Source organism: Streptomyces sp. YIM 121038 (assembly GCF_006088715.1).
Classification (GTDB): Bacteria; Actinomycetota; Actinomycetes; order Streptomycetales; family Streptomycetaceae; genus Streptomyces.
The window spans coordinates 3,861,399-3,883,026 of sequence record NZ_CP030771.1; the positions used below are offsets into that span (position 1 = coordinate 3,861,399).

The 21,628-nt window shown below is 71.9% G+C and carries 18 protein-coding genes; 9 read left to right on the forward strand and 9 right to left on the reverse strand.

Annotated features, from left to right (window positions below; all coding sequences use genetic code 11):
- Positions 1 to 74: 74 nt before the first annotated feature.
- Positions 75 to 2,513 carry an immune inhibitor A domain-containing protein gene (locus C9F11_RS16180; RefSeq protein ID WP_138959961.1) on the reverse strand — a complete coding sequence of 813 codons (2,439 nt, stop codon included), beginning with the start codon at positions 2,511 to 2,513 and terminating at the stop codon, positions 75 to 77.
- A 531-nt stretch (positions 2,514 to 3,044) separates the two neighbouring features.
- Between C9F11_RS16180 and C9F11_RS16185 the strand changes: the two genes are divergently transcribed.
- Entirely contained in the window at positions 3,045 to 3,362 is a 318-nt protein-coding gene (locus tag C9F11_RS16185; protein ID WP_138959962.1) for a hypothetical protein, read from the forward strand.
- A gap of 134 nt (positions 3,363 to 3,496) precedes the next feature.
- On the opposite strand, the gene C9F11_RS16190 is transcribed toward C9F11_RS16185, so the two are convergent.
- Positions 3,497 to 4,126, reverse strand: coding sequence for an RDD family protein (locus C9F11_RS16190; protein WP_138959963.1), 630 nt, complete (start codon positions 4,124 to 4,126; stop codon positions 3,497 to 3,499).
- A gap of 148 nt (positions 4,127 to 4,274) precedes the next feature.
- Positions 4,275 to 5,684 (reverse strand): RDD family protein, encoded by a 1,410-nt coding sequence (locus C9F11_RS16195; protein WP_138959964.1) that lies wholly within the window; start codon positions 5,682 to 5,684, stop codon positions 4,275 to 4,277.
- Between the two features lie 293 nt (positions 5,685 to 5,977).
- On the opposite strand from C9F11_RS16195, the gene C9F11_RS16200 reads away from it, so the two are divergent.
- Positions 5,978 to 6,457 (forward strand): SsgA family sporulation/cell division regulator, encoded by a 480-nt coding sequence (locus tag C9F11_RS16200; protein ID WP_030680789.1) that lies wholly within the window; start codon positions 5,978 to 5,980, stop codon positions 6,455 to 6,457.
- A gap of 52 nt (positions 6,458 to 6,509) precedes the next feature.
- Here C9F11_RS16200 and C9F11_RS16205 read toward each other — a convergent pair whose 3' ends face one another.
- Positions 6,510 to 7,880 (reverse strand): FAD-linked oxidase C-terminal domain-containing protein, encoded by a 1,371-nt coding sequence (locus C9F11_RS16205; protein WP_138959965.1) that lies wholly within the window; start codon positions 7,878 to 7,880, stop codon positions 6,510 to 6,512.
- 97 nt (positions 7,881 to 7,977) lie between these two features.
- On the opposite strand from C9F11_RS16205, the gene C9F11_RS16210 reads away from it, so the two are divergent.
- Positions 7,978 to 9,540 carry a tetratricopeptide repeat protein gene (locus tag C9F11_RS16210; protein WP_138959966.1) on the forward strand — a complete coding sequence of 521 codons (1,563 nt, stop codon included), beginning with the start codon at positions 7,978 to 7,980 and terminating at the stop codon, positions 9,538 to 9,540.
- 70 nt (positions 9,541 to 9,610) lie between these two features.
- Here C9F11_RS16210 and hppD read toward each other — a convergent pair whose 3' ends face one another.
- Positions 9,611 to 10,756 (reverse strand): 4-hydroxyphenylpyruvate dioxygenase, encoded by a 1,146-nt coding sequence (gene hppD / locus C9F11_RS16215; protein WP_138959967.1) that lies wholly within the window; start codon positions 10,754 to 10,756, stop codon positions 9,611 to 9,613.
- 121 nt (positions 10,757 to 10,877) lie between these two features.
- Here hppD and C9F11_RS16220 point away from each other — a divergent pair, with 121 nt between their 5' ends.
- The 6 genes from C9F11_RS16220 (at position 10,878) to C9F11_RS16245 (ending at position 16,060) form a co-directional block, all read left to right on the forward strand.
- The gene (locus tag C9F11_RS16220; RefSeq protein ID WP_138959968.1) at positions 10,878 to 11,345 is read left to right on the forward strand and encodes an Lrp/AsnC family transcriptional regulator; all 468 of its coding nucleotides are present in this window, start codon (positions 10,878 to 10,880) and stop codon (positions 11,343 to 11,345) included.
- A gap of 114 nt (positions 11,346 to 11,459) precedes the next feature.
- Positions 11,460 to 12,107: an ABC transporter permease gene (locus tag C9F11_RS16225; RefSeq protein WP_030680772.1), complete on the forward strand. Its 648-nt coding sequence runs from the start codon at positions 11,460 to 11,462 to the stop codon at positions 12,105 to 12,107.
- A gap of 127 nt (positions 12,108 to 12,234) precedes the next feature.
- A complete protein-coding gene (locus C9F11_RS16230) occupies positions 12,235 to 13,446 on the forward strand; it encodes a betaine/proline/choline family ABC transporter ATP-binding protein (protein WP_138966562.1) in 1,212 nt (403 codons plus the stop codon).
- Positions 13,447 to 13,538: 92 nt separating this feature from the next.
- Entirely contained in the window at positions 13,539 to 14,342 is an 804-nt protein-coding gene (locus C9F11_RS16235; protein WP_249402185.1) for an ABC transporter permease, read from the forward strand.
- Entirely contained in the window at positions 14,339 to 15,313 is a 975-nt protein-coding gene (locus tag C9F11_RS16240; RefSeq protein ID WP_138959970.1) for a glycine betaine ABC transporter substrate-binding protein, read from the forward strand. The genes C9F11_RS16235 and C9F11_RS16240 overlap by 4 nt, the downstream gene beginning before the upstream one ends.
- Before the next feature lie 150 nt (positions 15,314 to 15,463).
- Positions 15,464 to 16,060, forward strand: coding sequence for a helix-turn-helix domain-containing protein (locus C9F11_RS16245; protein WP_138959971.1), 597 nt, complete (start codon positions 15,464 to 15,466; stop codon positions 16,058 to 16,060).
- A gap of 154 nt (positions 16,061 to 16,214) precedes the next feature.
- Here the strand turns inward: C9F11_RS16245 and C9F11_RS16255 are convergent, their stop codons facing one another.
- The 4 genes from C9F11_RS16255 to C9F11_RS16270 all read right to left on the reverse strand — a co-directional run bounded on the left by C9F11_RS16255 (position 16,215) and on the right by C9F11_RS16270 (position 21,543).
- Entirely contained in the window at positions 16,215 to 17,024 is an 810-nt protein-coding gene (locus tag C9F11_RS16255; protein WP_138959973.1) for a S16 family serine protease, read from the reverse strand.
- Between the two features lie 94 nt (positions 17,025 to 17,118).
- On the reverse strand, positions 17,119 to 17,760 hold the full coding sequence (locus tag C9F11_RS16260) for a helix-turn-helix domain-containing protein (RefSeq protein ID WP_030680755.1): 642 nt from the start codon (positions 17,758 to 17,760) through the stop codon (positions 17,119 to 17,121).
- Positions 17,761 to 18,130: 370 nt separating this feature from the next.
- Positions 18,131 to 19,924, reverse strand: a complete 1,794-nt coding sequence (locus tag C9F11_RS16265) for a DEAD/DEAH box helicase (RefSeq protein ID WP_138959974.1) — start codon at positions 19,922 to 19,924, stop codon at positions 18,131 to 18,133.
- Positions 19,925 to 20,055: 131 nt separating this feature from the next.
- Positions 20,056 to 21,543 (reverse strand): MFS transporter, encoded by a 1,488-nt coding sequence (locus C9F11_RS16270; RefSeq protein ID WP_138959975.1) that lies wholly within the window; start codon positions 21,541 to 21,543, stop codon positions 20,056 to 20,058.
- Positions 21,544 to 21,628: the final 85 nt, after the last annotated feature.

The following is a 21,628-nucleotide window of genomic DNA, read 5'->3' on the forward strand; positions in this document are numbered from 1 at the left end:
CGAACGGCCGCCGCCCGCTAGGGGGCGACGGCCGTTCCGTCAGAAATACGCCTCTGACCTGGGGGAATGCGAAATCACCGCACGGAGGGGCCCACCTGGACCGTGATCGAGGAGCCGTCCTTCGGCTGCTTCACGATCTTGATCTTGGTGTTGGTGTCAGTGACCTTGACGCTGCCCGTGGGGTTCTCCGGGTACCAGTAGGTGCCCTTGTGGTCGTCGAAGGCCGAGACCCCGGCGCGCGACTTCAGCTTGAGCGCGACGTCCGCGTTGTGGAGCGTGAAGGCGTCGGTGCGGTACTTCGAGAACGGCGCGTCGTACGGCTGGATCTTGTTCCGCAGGAGCGTGCCGTCCTTCCACTTCAGCGGCTTGGCGTGCGCGTCCACCGGCAGGATCAGGCCCTGGCCGTGGTGCTTGCTGACGTTGTTGTCCTTCTGGGAGGTGTCCCACTGCCAGACCAACAGGCCGGTCTGGTACGGGTAGTGCTCCACCCAGTCCGGACGCGTCGTGGAGAAGCCGAAGTTGTACGGACCCTCCTTGAGGGTCTTGTCGTAGGACACGTACTGGCGGTTCTCGGCGAAGTAGTACTGCTCGTACTTCTTCGTGAAGGACTCGCCGATGCGCGAGAAGCCCTTCACCTTCCAGCCGTTGTCGCCGTTCTCCGCGCCGTCGGTGAACAGCTTGGCGCCGTCCGCGGTCAGCGTGATCTGGTCGGCGGTGAAGCCCTTGAGCGCGTTGCCGCCGTCCGTGGCGTAGCGGAAGCGGACGTCGATCTTCTTGCCCGCGTAGGCGTCGAGCGGGTAGACGAGCTTCTGGTACTTCGTCGACGAGCCGGTGAGCGCGGGCTTGTCGCCGCCGTCACGGGTGATCTGCTTGCCGTCGGCGGTGCCGTCGACGGGCGTGAAGCTGGCGCCGCCGTCCGTCGAGACCTCGGTGTAGAGGTAGTCGTAGTTCCGCTCGATGTCCCACCAGCCGTCGAGGGACAGCTCGGCCTTGGACTTGCCGGTGAGGTCGACGGACCGGGTCAGGGTGTTCCTGAGGTCGTCGTCCTGGCCGCTCCACCACTGGTTGGCGCCCTCGGTGGGCTTCACGACCGTCGTGGTGACCGACTTCTTCGGCAGCGTGACGAGCAGCGCCTGCTTGTTGCGGGTGTTGTACTCGGACACGCCCAGCTTGTGCGTGGACTTCGTCGCGGCCTTCGCCTTGGCGTAGTTGAGCCAGCCCAGCTGGAACTTGTCCCAGGAGGTCATGTCGCCGGGCAGGTCGCCGATCGCGTTCTTGGCGGTGCCGAGCCAGGAGCCGGCCGACATCAGCGACCAGAAGCCGACGGAGTTCTCACCGGCGGCGCCGGGGCCCGTGGTGTCGTACAGGTCCGGCAGGCCGAGGTCGTGGCCGTACTCGTGGGCGAAGACGCCGAGGCCGCCGTTCTCCGGCTGCATCGTGTAGTCGCCGACCCAGATGCCGGACTTGCCGATCTGGGTGCCGCCCGCCTTGTTGTTCCCGGGACCCGTCTTGCCCGCGTCGTCGCCGTAGGCGTACCAGCGGTGCGCCCACAGGGCGTTGGGGCCCTCGGCGCCGCCGCCCGCGGACTCGTCCTCACCGGCGTGGACGATCTGGAAGTGGTCGATGTAGCCGTCGGGCTCGTTGAAGTTGCCGTCGTTGTCGAAGTCGTAGCGGTCCCACTTGTCGTACTTCGCGAGGTCCGCCTTGATCTGCGCGTCCGTACGGCCCTTGGCCTTCTGGTCCTTCTCCCAGGCCGTGACGCCGTCGCGCACCGCGTCCCAGACGTTGGCGCAGTTGTTGTCGCCGCAGTAGTTCGAGCCGTAACGGGCCTCGTTGTAGTCGACCTTGACCCAGTCGGAGACCGTGCCGTCGACCGAGTAGCGCCCGGAGGAGGTCTTCTCGTAGTACGTCTTCAGCGAGTGCTTGGTCTTGCCCTTGCTGTCCTTGCCCTTGCCGAAGTACAGGTCCTTGAAGTGCTCGCGGTTGTAATCGGCCTGCCAGGCCGTGCTGTTGTCCTTCGCACGGTCCGGCTTGGCTATCTTGTTGTGCTGCGGACCGGGCGTGCCGCCGTACTTCTTGACGGGCTGCTGCGGGCCGTCGGGGCCGTCGGGGTCGTACAGGGTGGTGTCGTCCACCTTGTCCCCGAACTCCACCAGGATCGTGAAGATCTTGTCGGTCTTCTCGCGGCCCAGCTCGACGTACTTCTTGTCGTCGAGCTTGACGACGTTGGAGCCGCCGCGCTTGGTGACCTCGGCCTCGCCCGACACGACCTGTTCGAGGGCCGCCTTGCGCTGCTGGGCCTGCTGCTTGCTGAAGGGCCCGTCCAGGTCGTGGTCGACACCCGTCTTGGCGTCCGCCGGATCGCGGCGGTCAACGGCCTGTCCGTCCTTGGCCGAGGGCGCCTTCGCGCCGTCGTCGGCGACCGCCACCCCGTACGCCGAGAACGTCGCGGTGGCCGCGGCCACCGCGACCGTGGCGGCCGCGGCGCGGAACGTCCGTCTCTTGACTCTCACTTGATGGTTTCCTCCCCCGCTCCCGCCGCGGATCCGGAGGTGTCCCGGTCAAGGAGGTCCGCGCGCGGTAAGCGCGTCATAAGTGACGACATTCGACCGGAGGGTGAAGAGAAAAGACAGACCTTGACTTGAACAGGCCAAATGCTCTATGCAGACGCACTTGTCCACTATCCGGACGCGCGCGGTGTGTGGCGGCGGCACGACCGAGCGGCATATTGCATCGTCAACCGGCGCGTGCGACCGTCCAGTTGATGGAATGCATGAATCTATGCGCCCCCCGTGCACCGGCGCCGTGGGTAAGGTCACGCTTACCGTGCGGTCACGTCGGGCATGCAGGCAAATAGAGCCAGACCCTGGAGAACGGCGCCAAATCAACGGCAGGCGCGGGTGCTCGGCAAGGCATCCAAGCCGACGCCAAAAAGCCCCCTTCGATTCGTATACGTTCCGCTATGCCCCACCCACAACCCCCATAGCCCCAGGATCACCCCCGCATCCGCTGTCCCGAGGACGGATCACGCCATGTCTCGCCCCATGCCTCGTCCGACCGTCGCACAGCTCTCGTATGGTTCCGCGACCGTCATCTGTTCCACCCTCGCCATGCTGCTCCTGTCGCAGGCGACCTCACCCCCAGGAATCGCCGTCATAACCCTTGCCGCGCTCGGGCTCGGGCTGCTCGTCGCCTTAACGGTTCCGCTGCCCAAGCAGGGGCGCGGCAAGAGCACCGCCGCCCCCGCGGAGCACCAGGTCCCCGCCCAGCGCACGGTCATCGCGCCCGTGCCGACGCGGGAGCCCTCGCGGGCCAGCGCGGCCGCCGCCTCCGCCTCCGTACGGGAACCCGCCGGTCCTTGACGGTTCCGTACGGACATACGCATACAGAACCGGCGGGCTCGTGAACCACCTCCACGAACCCGCCGGTCGACGAGCGCCCCGTATCGCGCGGGCGCCGCTGCCACCTGCCCCGCGGCCGCCGTCCGCCGCGCGGGTCAGCCCGTGCTGACCACCACGGTCTTGGCCGCCTTGTCGTGCAGGCCCTGTTTGTACGGCTTGTCGAAGAAGCTCCAGCCACCGCAGATCGCCGTCCAGACGCACGCGCAGCAGAACGCGAACGGGATCCACAGGACCGCGGCGCGGGCGAGCGCCGACTGGAGGGTGGGCGTGGCCCCGTCGTTGAGGTTCGCCACCCGCAGATTCAGCCACTTCTTGCCCAGCGTCTGGCCGGACTTGGAGATGAAGTAGCTGTCGTAGGCGATGTACAGCACGGCGGCCAGGAGCGACTGGCCGAACGACTTGCCCGCGTCCACCTTGTCGGGGTCCAGGTCGTACTCGTGCGTGCCGAACAGCCACGTGAGCGCCCAGACGACGATGCCGACGAGGATCATGTCGATGATGCGGGCGAGGACGCGCTTGCCGCTGTCCGCCAGCGGGGGCATCCCCCCGAGGGGGTCGGGGGCGCCGTAGGGGTCGCCCCCGTAGGGCGGGGGCGGGGCGCCGCCGCCCGGCGGTGGGGTGTCGTACGGGGATCCGCCGGTGCCCGGCGGGGGCGGCTGCTTCTTGAAGGGGTCGTTGTCGTCGGGGTCCGGTCCGGTGGGGTAGGGCGGCGGTTCGGTGCTCATGGGGTGAGTGCACCGCGAAGTGGAGGCACCTGCATGCGCTGAGCGGCTGTCCGGGTTACCTCTTCCCGTTCCGCCACGACGGGCCTTCGGTCGACTGCGGATACATCGTGGCTGAGCGCGCGGTTCCCCGCGCCCCTGCGGGGCGCTGTCAGGAGGCGACGAACGTCTTCGCGGCCTTGTCGTGCCAGCACTGGCGCCACGGCCGGTCGAACAGGCACCACAGCACGCCGAGCACCCCCACCACCAGGACCCCGGGCACGGCGTACACGAGCCAGCGCCGCAGGGCCGCGCCGAACGACGGCGTCCCGTGCCCCTCGATGCCCCGCACCTGGATCCCGCACAGCTTCTTGCCGAGCGTCCGCCCCCACTTGGCCGTCGGCAGCGCCTCGTACAGGACGCCGAAGAGCAGCAGCACGCCGAGGAGGATGCCGAGGTAGCCCGCGGTGGTGCCGTCGAGCAGCCAGACCGTGACCTTCTCGCCGGACAGCTTCGCCGCGTCGATCTTGCTGTCGATGTGGTCCGCGGCCCGCGTGCCGAGCGGCAGCGCGGCCCCCGCGGTGACCGCGGCGAGGACGACGGTGTCGACGAGCCGCGCCACGAGCCGCTTGCCGAGCGGGGCGGGCCGCGCCTCGGCCTGGGCCCGGGCCACCGCCGCGAACGGGTCCGTGGCCACCGGCTTCCACGGCACCACGGGCCCCTCGCCCTGCGGGGCGGCGGGCGGCTGGGCGAGCTGGTGCACCTGTTGCGCCCAGGAGGCGGCGCCGCCACCGGGCCCGGGGGTCACGACTCCCCCGCTGCCGGGGACACCGGTCTGCTGCGGCACGGAAGGCGCGGCGGGCGTGGACGGTACCGCGGGCCCGGCGGGCGCGGACGGCACGGGAGCCGCCGCGGACCCCGGTGCCGGCTTGGGGCGCAGCGCCCTGATCGCCATCGTGCCCTCGGCGCCGCCGGACGCGGCGGGCGTGGCGGGGCCGCCGGGCTTCACCGGTCCGGTGGGGCGGCGGAAGGTGACCGTTCCCTCGCCGGAGGGGGGCTGCGGAGGGCCCGCCTTGACGCCGGGGGCCTGGGCCGCGTCCTCGGGGCGTCCTTGCGCGGGCACGCGGCTCGCGGTGCCCTGGGCGGCGCCCGGCGCGGCCGCGTCGGGGCGGGCCGCGGGCTCGGCCGACAGCCTGGGGTCCGGCTGTCCGGGCGCGCCCCACGACACCCGCTGGTCCTGCTCGCCGCCCAGCCCGCTCTGCCGGGCGGCGTCCGCGCCCCAGGCGGACGCGGGCTCCTGGTCGGCGTCGGGCCCCGGCTCCTCGGACTGGGCGACGCCCTCCGGCTCCTCGTCGAAGAAGACGGGCCCCGTCTCCTCGACCGGCGGCGCGGGCGCGGGCACCGCGGCCGCCGCCGAGCGCGGCGGGGCGGGCAGGGGCTCACCGTCGGACGGCGCCGGGCGGCTCGTACCGGGCACCCAGGCGGCGCCGTTCCAGTACCGGACGTAGCCGGGGATGGACGGATCGGGGTAGTAGCCCTCGCGGGGCCTGTCGTCGCCGGGGGCCGGGGTTGGGGCGCTCATGTCCGTCGTCCCGTATCTGCTCGGGGGTCGTGTGCGGCTCCACATCTATCAGACCGGCGCGCCCCGCCGGGTGGCTCCCGCCGCACCGCCCCCTTCCGTGCACGGTTCCTCCCCGGCCTCGCACGGAGGGCTCGTACGGGGGCGTGGACGGGGCCCGTACGAACCCCTTCGAAAGTTCTCCGAAAAACTTTCCCGAAGTCGCGTAATGCCCGGCGCTCCTCGCGCTCTGACTCTCTGCGGGCCTGTTCCGGGTCCGTACGGAACAGAGAACAGAGAAAGGAAGCGCGAACGATATGCACACCGTGGTGGAACGCGAGCTGGAGCTGAAACTGGTCCTCTCGCCGGAGCGCTCGATCCCCGTGCCGGCCCGGCTCAGCTACCGCACCGACGATCCGTACGCCGTCCACATCGCCTTTCACATCGGCTCCGAGAACCCCGTGAACTGGACGTTCGCCCGGGAGCTGCTCGTGGAGGGGGTGTTCCGGCCGTGCGGCCACGGCGACGTGCGGGTGTGGCCGACGAAGGTCGAGGGCAAGTCCGTGGTCCTGATGGCGCTGAGCTCCCCCGACGGGGACGCGCTCCTGGAGGCCCCGGCGCCCGCCGTGTCGGCCTGGCTGGAGCGCACCCTGCGGGTGGTCCCTCCGGGCTCTGAGGCCGAGCGGCTCGGCATCGACGACGGCCTCGCCGAGCTGCTCGCCCCCACCCCCGGCCGCGCCGACGAGCTGTGGCTGCGGGACCCGTGGCCCTCTGACGAGTCCAAGGACGGTGAGTGAGCGCGAGCGTCACGGGGGAGCCCGCCGCGGGGGCGGGTGAGAGCGAGGGCGCTCAGAAGAGCTTGCCCGGATTGAGGAGGTGGTGCGGGTCGAAGGCGGCCTTGACGGCGCGCTGCATCTCGACGCCGACGGGTCCCAGTTCGCGCGCCAGCCACTCCTTCTTGAGGACGCCGACGCCGTGCTCACCGGTGATGGTGCCGCCGAGTTCGAGGCCGAGGGCCATGATCTCGTCGAAGGACTCGCGGGCGCGCCGGGACTCGTCGGGGTCGGCGGCGTCGAAGCAGACGGTGGGGTGCGTGTTGCCGTCGCCCGCGTGCGCGCACACGCCGATGGTCAGGGCGTACTTGTCCGCGACGCGCTCGACGCCGTCGAGCATCTCGGCGAGCCGGGAGCGCGGCACGCACACGTCGTCGATCATCGTGGTGCCCTTGACCGCTTCGAGGGCGGTGAGCGACAGACGGCGCGCCTGGAGCAGGAGTTCGGACTCGGCCGCGTCCTCCGCCGGGACGACCTGGGTGGCGCCCGCCGCCTCGCACAGGGCGCCGACGGCGGCGAGGTCCGCGGCCGGGTCCGGGGTGTCGAAGGCGGCCAGGAGCAGGGCCTCGGTGGTCTCCGGCAGGCCCATGTGGGCGAGGGAGTTGACGGCCCGGATCGTCGTGCGGTCCATCAGTTCGAGGAGGGACGGCACATGACCGCCCTCCATGATCCGGCACACGGCGTCGCAGGCCGCGGCCGCCGAGCCGAACTCGGCCGCGAGGACGAGCTGCCGGGGCGGCTGCGGCTTGAGCGCGAGGATCGCCCGGACGACGATGCCGAGGCTGCCCTCGGAGCCGACGAACAGGCGGGTCAGGTCGTATCCGGCGACGCCCTTGGCGGTGCGGCGGCCGGTGCGCAGCAGGCGCCCGTCGGCGAGGACGACGTCGAGGCCGAGGACGTACTCGGCCGTCACGCCGTACTTCACGCAGCACAGGCCGCCCGACGCGGTGCCGATGTTCCCGCCGATGGTGCACGTCTCCCAGCTGGAGGGGTCGGGCGGGTAGGCGAGGCCGTGGGCGGCGACCGCGCGCGAGAGGGCGGCGTTGACGACGCCCGGCTCGACGACGGCCACGCGGTCCACGGGGTTGATCTCCAGGATGCGGTCCATCTTCACGAGCGAGAGCACGACGCAGCCGTCGCTGGCGTTGGCCCCGCCCGACAGGCCCGTGCGGGCGCCCTGCGGCACGACGGGCACGCGCAGCTCGGTGGCCGTGCGCATGACGTGCTGGACCTGCTCGACGGTGCGGGGCAGGACGACGGCGGCCGGGCTGCCCGCCGCGCAGAAGCTCGCCATGTCGTGCGCGTACGAGGACGTGACGTCCGGGTCGGTGAGGACCGCGTCGGCGGGGAGGCCCGCCCGGAGGGCTTCGATGAGGGCGCTGCTCATGATCACAGCCTCGCACCCGGGGCCATCGGTGTGAACCCGTGTGCGACGCCCTTCGCGTGCCGCGACGCGATCTTCGTATTGACGCACAGTGAGCGCCATGGAGACCGAGAAGCCCGGCGCGGCCGGGGAGCAGGCCGCGGGCCCCGCCGAGGACCGGGCCCCGGCACTCGGCCCCGCCGGGTCCGTGGCCCGGCTGCTCGACGGGCTCGCCGGGGAGCGGCGGCCGCGCCGACGCGGTCTGCGGCGGGCCCTCGTGGGGTCCGTGGCGGGCGCCGCCGTGCTCGGCGGCGTGCTCGTGTGCGTGCTGGTGCCCGGCTCGGGCGAGCGGGCCGCGCCGCCCGCGCCCGGGCCCGCCGGGCGCGCCCTGGCCGCCGCGGGCACCGGGGTCCCGGCCGCGCTGCCCGATCTGGCCGCGCTCATCGGCGAGCGGGAGGCCCATCTGCGGGCGCACCCCGGCGACGACCAGTCGTGGGCGGTCCTGGGCTCGGCGTACGTCGAACAGGGCGCGCGCACGGGGGACTTCATGTCCTACCCGAAGGCCGAGCACGCGCTGCGCGCCTCCCTGCGGGCGCGGCCCGAGGCGAACGTGGATGCCCTCGCCGGGCTCGCGGCGCTCGCCGGCGCGCGGCACGACTACCGGGCGGCGCGGACGTGGGGCGAGCGGGCGGCGCGGCTCGCGCCGAAGCGGTGGATGACGTATCCGGTGCTCATCGACGCCTACCGGGGCCTCGGTGACGCCAAGGGCGTGGCCCGCTCCCTGGAGACGCTCCAGAAGCTGAGGTCCGGGGCCGCCGTCAGGGCGGTCGCCGGGACGGTCTACCGCGACCGGGGCTGGCGCGAGGACGCGGCGGCCGCGCTGGCCGACGCGGCGGCGCTCGCCGAGTCCCCCGCCGAGCGGGCCGCGGCGCTCCACCGGGTCGGGGAGCTGTCCTGGGAGCGGGGCGAGCCCGCGCAGGCGCTGCGCTACGCCGAGGCGGCGCTCGCGGCCGGCCCGGGGCAGCCCGCCGCGCTCGCGGCGAAGGGGCGGGCCCTCGCCGCGCTCGGGCGCGCCTCGGAGGCGCTACAGGCGTATCGGGGGGCGCTCGCCGAGTGGCCCGAGCCGCGGTACGCCCTGGAGCTGGGCGAGTTGTACGAGTCCTTGAAGCTGATGCCCGCCGCGCGGGCGCAGTACGACCTGGTGCGGGCGCGGGTCCGGGACGCCGGGCGCGGCGGGGTGAACGACGAGCGGGTGCTCGGGCTCTTCGAGGCGGACCACGGCGACGCCGGGGCCGCGGTGCGGCGGCTGCGGGCGGAGTTCGCGCGGCACGGGAGTCCGGAGAACGCGGACGCGCTGGGGTGGGCGCTGCACCGGGCCGGGGACCCGGAGGCCGGCCTGAAGCTGGCGGAGCGGGCGATGAAGAAGGGGCCGCGCAGTGCGGTGTTCGCCTATCACCGGGGGGAGATCGAGCGGGAGCTCGGGCGGTACGGGGCCGCGCGGCGGCACCTCACGGAGGCGCTGCGGGTGAACCCGTACTTCTCCCCGCTGGGGTCCGCGGCGGCGCGCGACGCCCTCCAGGCCCTGGGCGAGCCGCCCGAGGGCGGCCCCGCCGAGCTCTACGCCCCGCCGGGGGCCCCGGTCCCGAAGCTCCCCACGCCCCGCAAGGCCCCGGCGTCACGGTGACGCACGCGGCGCCCAAGGCCGCGCCCACCTGCCCCGCGGGGCAGGTGGGCACAGGGCGCGCGGGCCTCGGCTAGAGGTTGCCGCGCTTCTCCTGCTCGCGCTCGATCGCTTCGAACAGCGCCTTGAAGTTGCCCTTGCCGAAGCCCATCGAGCCGTGCCGCTCGATCATCTCGAAGAAGACCGTCGGCCGGTCCTGGACCGGCTTGGTGAAGATCTGCAGTAGATAGCCGTCCTCGTCGCGGTCGACGAGGATCTTCAGCTCGCGCAGCGTCTCCACGGGCACCCGGGTCTCACCGGCCCACTCGCCCAGGGTGTCGTAGTAGGAGTCGGGGGTGTCGAGGAACTGCACACCCGCCGCGCGCATGGTGCGCACCGTGGCGACGATGTCGTTCGTGGCGAGCGCGATGTGCTGGACGCCCGCGCCGCCGTAGAACTCCAGGTACTCGTCGATCTGGGACTTCTTCTTGGCGATGGCGGGCTCGTTGATCGGGAACTTCACCTTCAGGGTCCCGTCGGCCACCACCTTCGACATCAGCGCCGAGTACTCGGTCGCGATGTCGTCGCCCACGAACTCCTTCATGTTCGTGAAGCCCATGACCTTGTTGTAGAAGCCGACCCACTCGTTCATCTTGCCGAGCTCGACGTTGCCCACACAGTGGTCGATGGCCTGGAAGGTCCGCTTGGCGGGCGGCTCGACGATGGGCGACGCGGCCACGAAGCCGGGCAGGTACGGGCCGTCGTAGCCCTTGCGCTCGACCAGGGTGTGGCGGGTCTTGCCGTACGTCGCGATGGCCGCGAGGACCACCGTGCCGTTCTCGTCCTTGACCTCGTACGGCTCGTCGATGCCGCGCGCGCCGTGCTCGACGGCGTACGCGTACGCGGCGCGCGCGTCCGGCACCTCGATGGCGAGGTCGACGACGCCGTCGCCGTGCGCGGCCACGTGCTCGGCGAGGAAGGTGCCCCGCTCGGTGGAGGGCTTGATGACGGAGGTGAAGACGAACCGCGCGGCGCCGTTCTCCAGGACGTAACTGGCGGTCTCGCGGCTGCCGTTCTCCGGTCCGGAGTAGGCCACGAGCTTCATGCCGAACGCCGTGGAGTAGTAGTGAGCGGCCTGCTTGGCGTTGCCCACGGCGAAGACGACCGCGTCCATTCCCTTGACCGGGAAGGGGTCGGCCTCGCGCGCGGTTTCGGGCGTGGTGTGTGTGGTCTGAGTCATACTTCGAGGCTCCCGCCGAACCGCAAGATGCGCAATAGTTCGCGTATTCGCTGGGCAATGTGCGCAACGAGCGCCCAGGGATGCCGGGCGTTCTGTACATCATGACCACTTCGGAGGCGGCATGGCGATCGATCATCTGGACGGCAGGCTCATCGTGCTGCTCGCGCGCGAGCCGCGGATCGGCGTCCTGGAGGCGTCCCGCAGGCTCGGCGTCGCGCGCGGCACGGTGCAGGCCCGCATGGACCGGCTTCAGTCGAACGGAGTCATCCGCGGCTTCGGCCCGGAGGTGGACCCGGCGGCGCTCGGCTACCCGGTCACGGCGTTCGCGACCCTGGAGATCAAACAGGGCCAGGGCGCCGACGTGCGGGCCCACTTGGCGGGCGTGGCGGAGGTCCTCGAACTGCACACCATCACCGGGCACGGCGACATGCTGTGCCGTCTGGTGGCCCGCTCCAACGCGGATCTCCAACGTGTGATCGACCGGGTGGTGGGTTTTGATGGCATCGTCCGGGCCTCCACGGCGATCGTCATGGAGAACCCCGTTCCGCTGCGGATCATCCCGCTGGTGGAGCAGGCGTCCGGCGGCTGACGGCACGGGCGACGTGAGGGTGGGTAGGGACTAGGGCGATCCACCCGTACGACGCACGCGGGCGCGGGGAGACTCCCCGCGCCGTCTGGCGCACCCCGCGAGGTGAGCGGCACGGTGAACTTCTGGGACTACCTCGGCAACCGTCACCAGCAGTTGCTGATGGACGCGTACCAGCACGCCAGCGCGGTCTTCCAGTGCATGGTGGTGGCCACGGTCATCGGCGTGCTGATCGGTGTGGTGACCTACCGCAGCGAGTGGGCGGGCAACCTCGCCACGACCGCGACCTCCACGATCCTGACCATCCCGTCGCTCGCCATGATCGGTCTGCTGATCCCGGTCGTGGGCCTCGGCGTCGCGCCGACGGTGACGGCCCTGACGCTGTACGGCCTCCTTCCGATCGTGCGCAACTCCATCGTGGGCCTGCGCGGCGTCGACCCCACCCTGGTGGACGCCGCGAAGGGCATCGGGATGTCCCGCCTGCACCGGCTCGTGCGCATCGAGCTGCCGCTGGCGTGGCCGCCGATCCTGACCGGCATCCGGGTCTCCACCCAGATGCTGATGGGCATCGCCGCGATCGCCGCCTACGCCTCCGGGCCCGGGCTCGGCAACGAGATCTTCCGCGGCATCGCCTCGCTCGGCAGCAAGAACGCGCTCAACCAAGTGCTCGCGGGCACGCTCGGGATCATCGTCCTGGCGCTGCTCTTCGACGCCGCGTACGTCCTGATCGGCCGTCTGACGATTCCTAGGGGGATCCGTGTCTGAGACTCCGGAGAGGCCCGCGCCGTCGCCCGCGCCCGGCGCGGCGGGCTCCACCGCCGACCAGGCGGGCTCCACCGCCACCTCGCCCGCCCCCGCCGCGGCCGGGGCGTCCGCCACCACCGGGGCGACGATCGAGCTCGAGAGCCTCACCAAGCGCTACCCCGGCAGCTCCGAACCGGCCGTGGACAGCGTGAACATGGAGATCAAGGCGGGCGAGATCGTGATCTTCGTCGGCCCCTCGGGCTGCGGCAAGTCGACCACGCTGAAGATGATCAACCGCCTGATCGAGCCGACCAGTGGCCGCATCCGCATCAACGGCGAGGACGTCACCGACATCGACCCGGTGAAGCTGCGCCGCAAGGTCGGCTACGCCATCCAGTCCTCCGGCCTCTTCCCGCACATGACGGTCGCTCAGAACATCGCGCTCGTCCCGAAGATGGTGGGCTGGGGCAAGGCCAGGATCAAGGAGCGGGTGGAGGAGATGCTGGACCTGGTCGGGCTCGACCCGGCCGAGTTCCACGGCCGCTATCCGCGCCAGCTCTCCGGCGGCCAGCAGCAGCGCGTGGGCGTGGCGCGGGCGCTCGCGGCCGATCCGCCCGTGCTCCTCATGGACGAGCCGTTCGGCGCGGTCGACCCGATCACCCGCGACCACCTCCAGGACGAGCTGATCCGGCTCCAGCACGAGCTGCACAAGACGATCGTCTTCGTCACGCACGACTTCGACGAGGCCATCAAGCTGGGCGACCGCATCGCCGTGCTCCGCGAGCGCTCGCACATCGCGCAGTTCGACACCCCCGAGGCGATCCTCACCAACCCGGCCGACGACTTCGTGTCGGGCTTCGTCGGCGCGGGCGCGGCCCTGAAGCGGCTGAACCTGACGCGCGTGCGGGACGTGGAGATGGCCGACGTGCCGACGGTGACGGTCGACGACCCGCTCCAGCTCATCTTCGACAAGCTGCGCGCGAGCGGCACCAACGAACTGCTCCTGCTCGACAAGCGCGGCCGCCCCTACAAGTGGCTCAGGCGCGGCGACCTGATGCGCGCCCGGGGCTCCCTGGCCCGCGCCGGCACCCTCGTGCACGACACGGTGACCCGGGACGCCACGCTCCGCGACGCCCTGGAGGCGGTGCTCACCGACAACGCGGGCCGGGTCGCCGTGACCGGGCGGCGCGGCGAGTACACGGGCGTCGTCGACATGGAGACGCTGATGAACTGCGTGCACGAGATGCTGGAGGCCGACCGTCTCGACGCCCTGGAGCACCAGCACGAACTGGAGGAGCAGCGTGCCCAGTTGACGCAGAAGGAGCAGGAAGGCGACGGCGGCGGGGAGGTGAAGCGTTGAGTCCGGTTCCCGGCGACGAGCCGCGCGTCCCCGAGCGCAAGCACGCCGCCCAGGAGGCGTCGCGCCCGCGCGGCGAGCACGAGGTCAAGGGCCTGGCCTTCCGCGACGACGGCGAGGCCGGGCAGGAGGCGCCCGCGACCCCGGTGGCGCGCGAGCCGCGCCGGGTGACCTGGCAGAAGCTGACGTTCCTGCCCGCGCTCCTGGCGGCGGTCCTGATCGCCACCTGGATCTGGTTCGAGCAGGCCGACCTGGACGAGATCTCCAAGAACGCGCTGTCCAACGGCCAGGTGGGCAAGGCCCTGCGGCAGCACGTCGAGCTGACCGCGATCTCCACCTTCTTCGTGCTGATCATCGCGATCCCGCTGGGGATCCTGCTGACGCGGCGCCGCTTCCGCAAGGGTGCGCCGGTGGCCATGGCCCTGGCGAACACGGGCCAGGCGACGCCCGCGATCGGCCTGCTCGCCCTGCTGGTGATCTGGATGGGCATCGGCGAGAAGGCGGCCCTGACCGGCATCGTCATCTACGCCGTCCTGCCGGTGCTCTCCAACACGATCGCGGGCCTCAAGGCGAACGACCCCACCCTCCTCGAAGCCGCGCGGGGCATCGGCATGTCCCCGCTCGGCGTGCTCGCCCGGGTCGAACTCCCGCTGGCCGTCCCGCTGATCCTCGCGGGGGTGCGCACCGCGCTCGTCCTGAACGTGGGCACGGCGACGCTCGCGACCTTCGGCGGCGGCGGGGGCCTGGGCGTCCTGATCACCACGGGCATCACCAACCAGCGCATGCCGGTCCTGATGCTCGGCTCGATCCTCACGGTGGTGCTCGCCCTGCTCGTGGACTGGCTGGCCTCGCTGGCCGAAGTGGTCCTCAGCCCGCGCGGTCTGGAGGTGCGCTCATGAGGTGCGCGGCGCGTACGAAGGCGTGGGGCGCGGTGGCCGGGGTCCTCCTGGCCGCGGGCGGCTGCGGTCTGACCAGCGGCTCGCCGATGGTGGACGACGTGAAGCCCGGCATCGTCGGCAAGGGGCAGCCGCTGAAGGGCGCCGACCTCACGGTCACCTCGAAGGAGTTCACCGAGCAGCTGGTCCTCGGCGCGATCATGGGCATCGCCTTCCAGGCGGCGGGCGCGGACGTCCTGGACCGCACCGGGATCCAGGGCTCGATCGGCGCGCGGGAGGCGGTCAAGGGCGGGGACGCGGACGCCATGTACGAGTACACGGGCACCGCGTGGATCACCTACCTCGGCAACGCCAAGCCCGTCACCGACCCGCACCAGCAGTGGGAGGTGGTCCGCGAGGCCGACGCGAAGAACGGCCTGACCTGGCTGCCGCCCGCCGCGCTCAACAACACCTACGCCCTCGCCATGAACGAGTCCAACGTCAAGAAGTACGGCACGAAGACGCTCTCCGACGTCGCCGCCCTGGCGAAGAAGGACCCCAAGGCCGTCACGGTGTGCGTGGAGGGCGAGTTCGCCAACCGCGCGGACGGCCTGCCCGGCATGCAGAAGGCGTACGGCATGAAGCTCCCGGCCGGGAACATCACACAGATGGACACCGGGATCATCTACACCCAGGCCCGGAAGGGCACCTGCACGTACGGCGAGGTCTTCACGACGGACGGCCGCATCAAGGCGATGAACCTGACGCCGATGGCGGACGACCGCCACTTCTTCCCCAACTACAACGCGGCCCCCGAGATCAACAGCAAGACCCTGAAGAAGTACCCGGAGATCGCGGAGGTCCTCGCGCCCATCACGAAGAAGCTCGACAACAAGGTGGCGCAGGAGCTGAACTCCAAGGTCGACGTGGACGGCGAGGATCCGCACGAGGTGGCGAAGGACTGGATGGTGGAGCAGGGCTTCGTGAAGGAGTAACCCGGGGGCGGAGCGGCCCGGGGGGGGCGGAGTGGCCCGGGGCGGGGGCCCGGGGGCTTCCGGGCGCCTCCCGGCGGGTTCCGGCCATGCAAAGACCCCCTTGCAAAGAAAGCGTTGCAACGGAGTCTTTGCATGCGTACGCTGAGGGACATGACGCAGGACCCGAAGCCTCGGAAGATCCATCACCTCGACGCGCGCTCGCTGCGCGGCCTCGCACATCCGCTGCGGATGCGGCTGCTCACCTCACTGAGGTTCGACGGCCCGGCCACGGCGTCCCAACTCGCCGCCCGCCTGGGCGAGTCGAGCGGCGCGACGAGCTACCACCTGCGCCAGCTCGCGGAGTACGGCTTCGCGGAGGACGACCCGGAGCGCGGCAAGGGCAGGGAGCGCTGGTGGCGGTCCGTCCACCAGGGCACGTACCTCGACGACCAGCTGCGCACCGACCCGACCCCGGAGGTGCGCGGCGCGCTCAACGCCTATCTGCACGAGGCCGCGACGCACCACGCCCAGGAGCTGGCCACCTGGCTCGGCACCGAGGGCGACTGGTCCAAGGAGTGGGTCGAGTCGTCGGACATGAGCGACTTCACGCTGCGACTCACCCCGGCGGAGAACGCGGAGCTCGGCCGCAAGCTCCACGACCTCATCGAGAGCTACCGGAAGCCGTCCGCCGACGAGGACGCTCCGGACACGGCCCGCGTCCGCATCCACCTGCACGCGTTCCCGACGAAGTCCGGGGCCGACACCTGAGAGGAGCACCCCGCCGTGCACCCCGAGATCCATCTGCTCCTGCACGACATCCGTGCCGTCGAGCTGCGCCGCGAGGCCCCCGCCCGCAGACCGGCCAGGCCCCCGATCCGCAGCCAACTGGGCTGGACCCTGGTCGAGTTGGGCCTGCGCCTGGTCAGCAGCTCGGAACCTTCTCGCCCTTCTGCAGGGCCCGCAGCGCGTCGACCGTACCGGACAGCGTGGTGACCGGGACCAGCTGAAGCCCCTTCGGCTTCTCCGCCTCGGCGTCCGAGCACTCGGCCTTCGGTACGAGGAAGACGGTGGCGCCGTCACGGGCCGCGGCCTGCGTCTTCAGGGAGACGCCGCCGACGGCGCCCACCTTGCCGTTCGCCTTGATCGTGCCGGTTCCGGCGATCGTGCGGCCGCCCGTCAGATCGCCGCCGCTGCCGTTGCCGTCCAGCTTGTCGATGATGCCGAGCGCGAGGAAGAGCCCGGCGCTCGGCCCGCCGATCTTGCCCAGGTCGGCGTTGACCTTGACCTTGTCGGTGCCGTCCACGCCGTCCGCCCGCAGATAGCGCAGCGCCGCCTTCGTGGCGTCGTCCTGCGACTCGCGCATGTCGCCGAGGTTGCGCTCCTCGACCTTCTTCTCGTCGTCGCCGTCCGGATAGACCGAGTCCTTGGGCATCACGGCCCGGTCCGTGCGGAACCAGCCGTCGATCACGTCGCCGAGGCGCACGGTCATCCGCGGCCCCGTCGCCACGATCGTCGTCATCCGCAGCTGCCCCTCGGTCTTCCGGGTGGCCGCCCCGGAGACCGTGAGCACCGGCTTGCCCTCGTACTCCCCCAGCACGTCGGCGGTGCCGCCGGGCTGCGCGACGGCAAAGGGGAGCGGGGCGAAGGCGGCAACCGCGAGCAGAGCGACGACGGGCGTCGCGGCGACGGCGAGGACCTTGGGGCGGCTCAGCTGAGCGAGACGAGACAGCACGTGTCCCAATCTACGTGAGATGACAATCAAGCCCGTCCGGCGCTTGAGGACGAGCCAGGCCGGAGGCCGCGATCAACGGCGCGCCGCCGCGGCCTCAGCGCAGCGCCTCGGCCACCTCGCGGGCCGCGTCCACCACCCGCGGGCCCACCCGCTCCGGCACCGAGTCCGCGAGCATGACCACGCCCACGCTGCCCTCCAGGCCGGTCACGCCGACCAGGGGGGCGGCGGCGCCGCTGGCCCCGGCCTCCAGTTCGCCGTGGGTGAGCGCGTACCCGGGGTCGGTGATGTGCCCCTGCCGGGCGGCGAGGATGGCCTTGCCCGCGGCGCCCCGGTCCAGGGGGTGGCGGAACCCGGTCCGGTACGCCACGTGGTAGTCGGTCCACGTCGGCTCGACCACGGCGACGGCGAGCGCCTCCGTGCCGTCGACCAGGGTCAGGTGGGCCGTGGCCCCTATGTCCTCGGCGAGGGAGCGCAGGGCGGGCAGCGCGGCCTCGCGCACCAGTGGGTGCACCTGGCGGCCGAGCCGCAGGACGCCGAGGCCCACCCGGGCCCGGCCACCCAAGTCGCGGCGCACGAGGGCGTGTTGCTCAAGGGTGGCGAGGAGCCGGTACACGACGGTCCGGTTGACGCCGAGCTTGTTGGACAGCTCGGTGACGGTCAGGCCGTGGTCGGTGTCGGCGAGCAGCTTGAGGACGCGCAGTCCTCGGTCGAGCGTCTGAGATGTCTCCGCGGTCACGACGCCCACTCCTTAGTCGTGAGGGTCGACGGCCCCCTCTGCGGCGGGCACCGGCTGCGCTCCGGGGCGGCGCTGCCACGGGGCGTTGTGTAGCGGGGACAGTAGCGAGGGCGTCCCGCTCAGCGGAAGACTCCGTCCAGAATCCGGTCAAGGCGACGGAAAGACGGTCCGGATCATCCCGATACGCACCCCCGCATGTGTATGCGGAACGCACAATGCCTGCACGCACTGCGCACGTTTCCCGACCTTCCGGTGACGGCGGGGCTCCGCAGTAGCGCCCCGAAGGGGCGCGGGGCCGTATCGATGTGCGGCTCCGCCGCGTGGGCGCGAGCAACCCCCGACAGCCCGCAGTCGAAGGCACACCGGAGAACTAGCGCATGCGCGTGGCCCACTCCTGGACCTTGGCGATGCGCTGCCGCAGCTGCCCGGCGGTGGCCTCCGCGGACGGCGGCCCCCCGCACACGCGCCGCAGCTCCGTGTGGACCACACCGTGCGGCTTCCCGCTCTGGTGGACGTACGCGCCGACCATCGTGTTCAGCTGCTTGCGGAGTTCGAGGAGCTCCTTGTGGGAGACCACGGGCCGCCGCTCCGCGGGCAGCTCCAGGAGGTCGGCCTCCTCGGCGGGCTTCTTCTTGCTGTGGGCGATCTGGCGGGCCTGCCGCTTCTGGAGCAGGAGCTGCACCTGGTCGGGCTCCAGGAGGCCCGGGATGCCGAGGTAGTCCTGCTCCTCCTCGCTGCCGGGGTGGGCCTGCATGCCGAACTCGGCGCCGTCGTAGAGCACCCGGTCGAAGACGGCCTCGGACTCCAGGGCCTCGAAGGAGAACTGCTCCTGTTCGCCGGTGTCCTCGTCCTGCTGCTTGTTCGCCTCGTCCATCTCCTTCTCGGACTCGGCGTACGGGTCCTCGTCCTCGCCCTGTTTCTTCGGCTTGTCGAGGGCGTGGTCGCGCTCGACCTCCATCTCGTTGGCGAAGCCGAGCAGGTCGGGAACGGTGGGCAGGAAGACGGACGCGGTCTCGCCGCGCCGCCGGGAGCGCACGAAGCGGCCCACGGCCTGGGCGAAGAACAGCGGGGTCGAGATCGTCGTCGCGTACACGCCGACGGCGAGCCGGGGCACGTCGACGCCCTCGGACACCATGCGGACGGCGACCATCCAGCGGTCGTCGCTGCCGCTGAAGTCGTCGATGCGCTGCGAGGCCCCGGTGTCGTCGGAGAGCACGAGGGTGGCCTTCGTCCCGGTGATCTCCCGGATGAGCTTGGCGTACGCGCGCGCCGACTCCTGGTCGGAGGCGATCACCAGGGCGCCCGCGTCGGGGATGGCCTTGCGGACCTCGGTGAGGCGGCGGTCGGCGGCCCGGAGCACGTTCGGCATCCAGTCGCCGCGCGGGTCGAGGGCGGTGCGCCAGGCCTGCGAGACCGCGTCCTTGGTCATCGGCTCGCCGAGCCGGGCGGCGATCTCGTCACCGGCCTTGGTGCGCCAGCGCATGTTGCCGCTGTAGGAGAGGAAGATGACGGGCCGCACGACGCCGTCGCCGAGCGCGCTGCCGTATCCGTACGTGTAGTCGGCGGAGGACCGGCGGATGCCGTCGTTCCCCTCCTCGTACGTGACGAAGGGGATGGGGTTGGTGTCGGAGCGGAAGGGCGTGCCGGTGAGCGCCAGGCGCCGGGTCGCGGGCTCGAAGGCCTCCAGGCAGGCCTCGCCCCAGGACTTGGAGTCACCCGCGTGGTGGATCTCGTCGAGGATGACGAGGGTCTTGCGCTGCTCCGAGCGGTTGCGGTGCAGCATGGGCCGGACGCCGACGCCCGCGTACGTCACGGCGACGCCGTGGTACTCCCTGCTGAGCGGGCCCGCGCTGTACTCCGGGTCCAGCTTGATGCCTATGCGGGCCGCGGCCTCGGCCCACTGCTTCTTCAGGTGCTCGGTGGGGGCGACCACGGTGACCTGCTGCACCACGTGGTGGTGCAGCAGCCAGGACGCGAGCGTCAGCGCGAACGTGGTCTTGCCGGCGCCGGGCGTCGCCACCGCGAGGAAGTCGCGCGGCTGCTCCTGGATGTACTTCTCCATCGCCCCCTGCTGCCAGGCGCGCAGCTTGCTGGCAGTGCCCCAGGGAGCGCGCCCCGGGAAGGCGGGCGAGAGGTGGTGGTTGGAGGCGGCGGTGGTAGTCACGGTCTCCGTTTTTGACGCTGGGGGTACGTACGACAACCGGGCCACCCTACCGGTGGGATGACCGCACTCCGGGGCTGACGCTCGGGTCAGCCCCGGGGTGCGACGCGGTTCACACCGGCCCGCCGGGCGCGTCAGGCCTTCGCTGCGGGCGCCCGCAGCCGGGTGCCGAGCCACGCTCCGGCGAGGGCCACGGCCGCCATCGGCAGGAACACCGCGGTGAAGGCGCCCGGGTGCGAGCCCGCGGCCCCGGTGCCCGAGCCGTGGGCGCCGATCATGCCGCCGCCGAGCGCGGCGAAGGCGGCGCCGCCCGCGGCGAGGAGGAGGGCGTTGGAGAGGCCGTCGGATATCTGGAGCGAGGCGGAGTTCGTCCCCGCGTCCTCCGGGGGCGACAGGCGGAGCAGCAGCACGCTGGTCGAGGCGATGACCATGCCCATGCCGAGGCAGCCGACGCCCCAGGCGATCGCGACGGTCCACACCGGGACGGCGTCGATCAGCACGCTGGGCGCGGTGGCGATGGCCGCGGCGACGAGCACCATGCCGACGACCACCAGCTTCTCCCGGTGGGCCTCCATGCGCGGCCGCGACTGCGCGTACGAGCCGAGGGCCCAGGTCGCGCCGCCCGCCGCGAGCGAGAGGCCCGCGAGCGTGGGCGACAGGCCGCGCTCGCTGACCAGCATCAGCGGCACGAACGACTCGGCGGCGACGAAGGACCCGGCGGCCACGCCCCGCAGCAGCACCACGGAGGGAAGCCCGCGCGCGGCCCGGTAAGTGCCGCGCGGTAGCAGGCCGAGCACGGACGGGACCAGGACGGCCGCGCCGAGCACCGCCGGGAGCAGGGACAGCCAGCGCAGGTCCTGTCCCGCGTACTGGAGCAGGCCCGCGCCGAGCGAGATGCCGAGGGCGAGGCGGACGCGGCGGCGGTCCAGGGGCTCGGCTGGGGCGTCCGGGTCGAGCGGGCCCGAGGCGTCGCGGCGTATCGCGGGCAGCGCGAGCGCGAGGGGCGCGGCGACCAGGACCGGGACGCCGATGAACACCCACCGCCAGCCCAGGTGCTCCGTGACCGTGCCCGACACCAGCGGGCCGACCACGGACGGCACCACCCAGGCCGCCGCGAACGACGCCAGGATCGCCGGGCGCAGCCGCTCCGGGTAGGCCCTGCTCACCACCACGTACAGGGACACGATGACGAGGCCGCCGCCGAGGCCCTGCACGGCGCGGCCCAGGATGAACTGCCACATCGCGCCCGCCGTGCCGGACAGGAGCAGGCCCGCCGCGAACGCGGACATGCCCGCGGTCAGCGGGCCGAGCGGCCCGCGCCGGTCTCCCCACTGCCCGGCGAGGACCATCCCGAACAGGCTGGTCGTGAAGTACGCCGAGAACCCGAACGCGTACAGCGACACCCCGTCGAGCTCGCGGGCCGCCACCGGCATCGCCGTGCCGACGGCGGTCGCCTCGAAGGCGATGAGCAGCACGACGGAGACCATCCCGATGCTCAGCGCCCGATGCGGTTTCGCGAGCACACCGCCCTCGGGCACCTCGTGGGGCGCCGCCTGCGGGGCGGCCGGCGCGGCGGCGACACCGGGGTCGCGGGAGGTCTCGCGGGAGTCGTGGGTGGTCATGCCCGCCAGCGTAGAAGCGACCACTGACACGTGACGCCTGCCTTGAGACGGGCCCCGCCTGGTCCCTTGGTCTTACGCCCCCGGC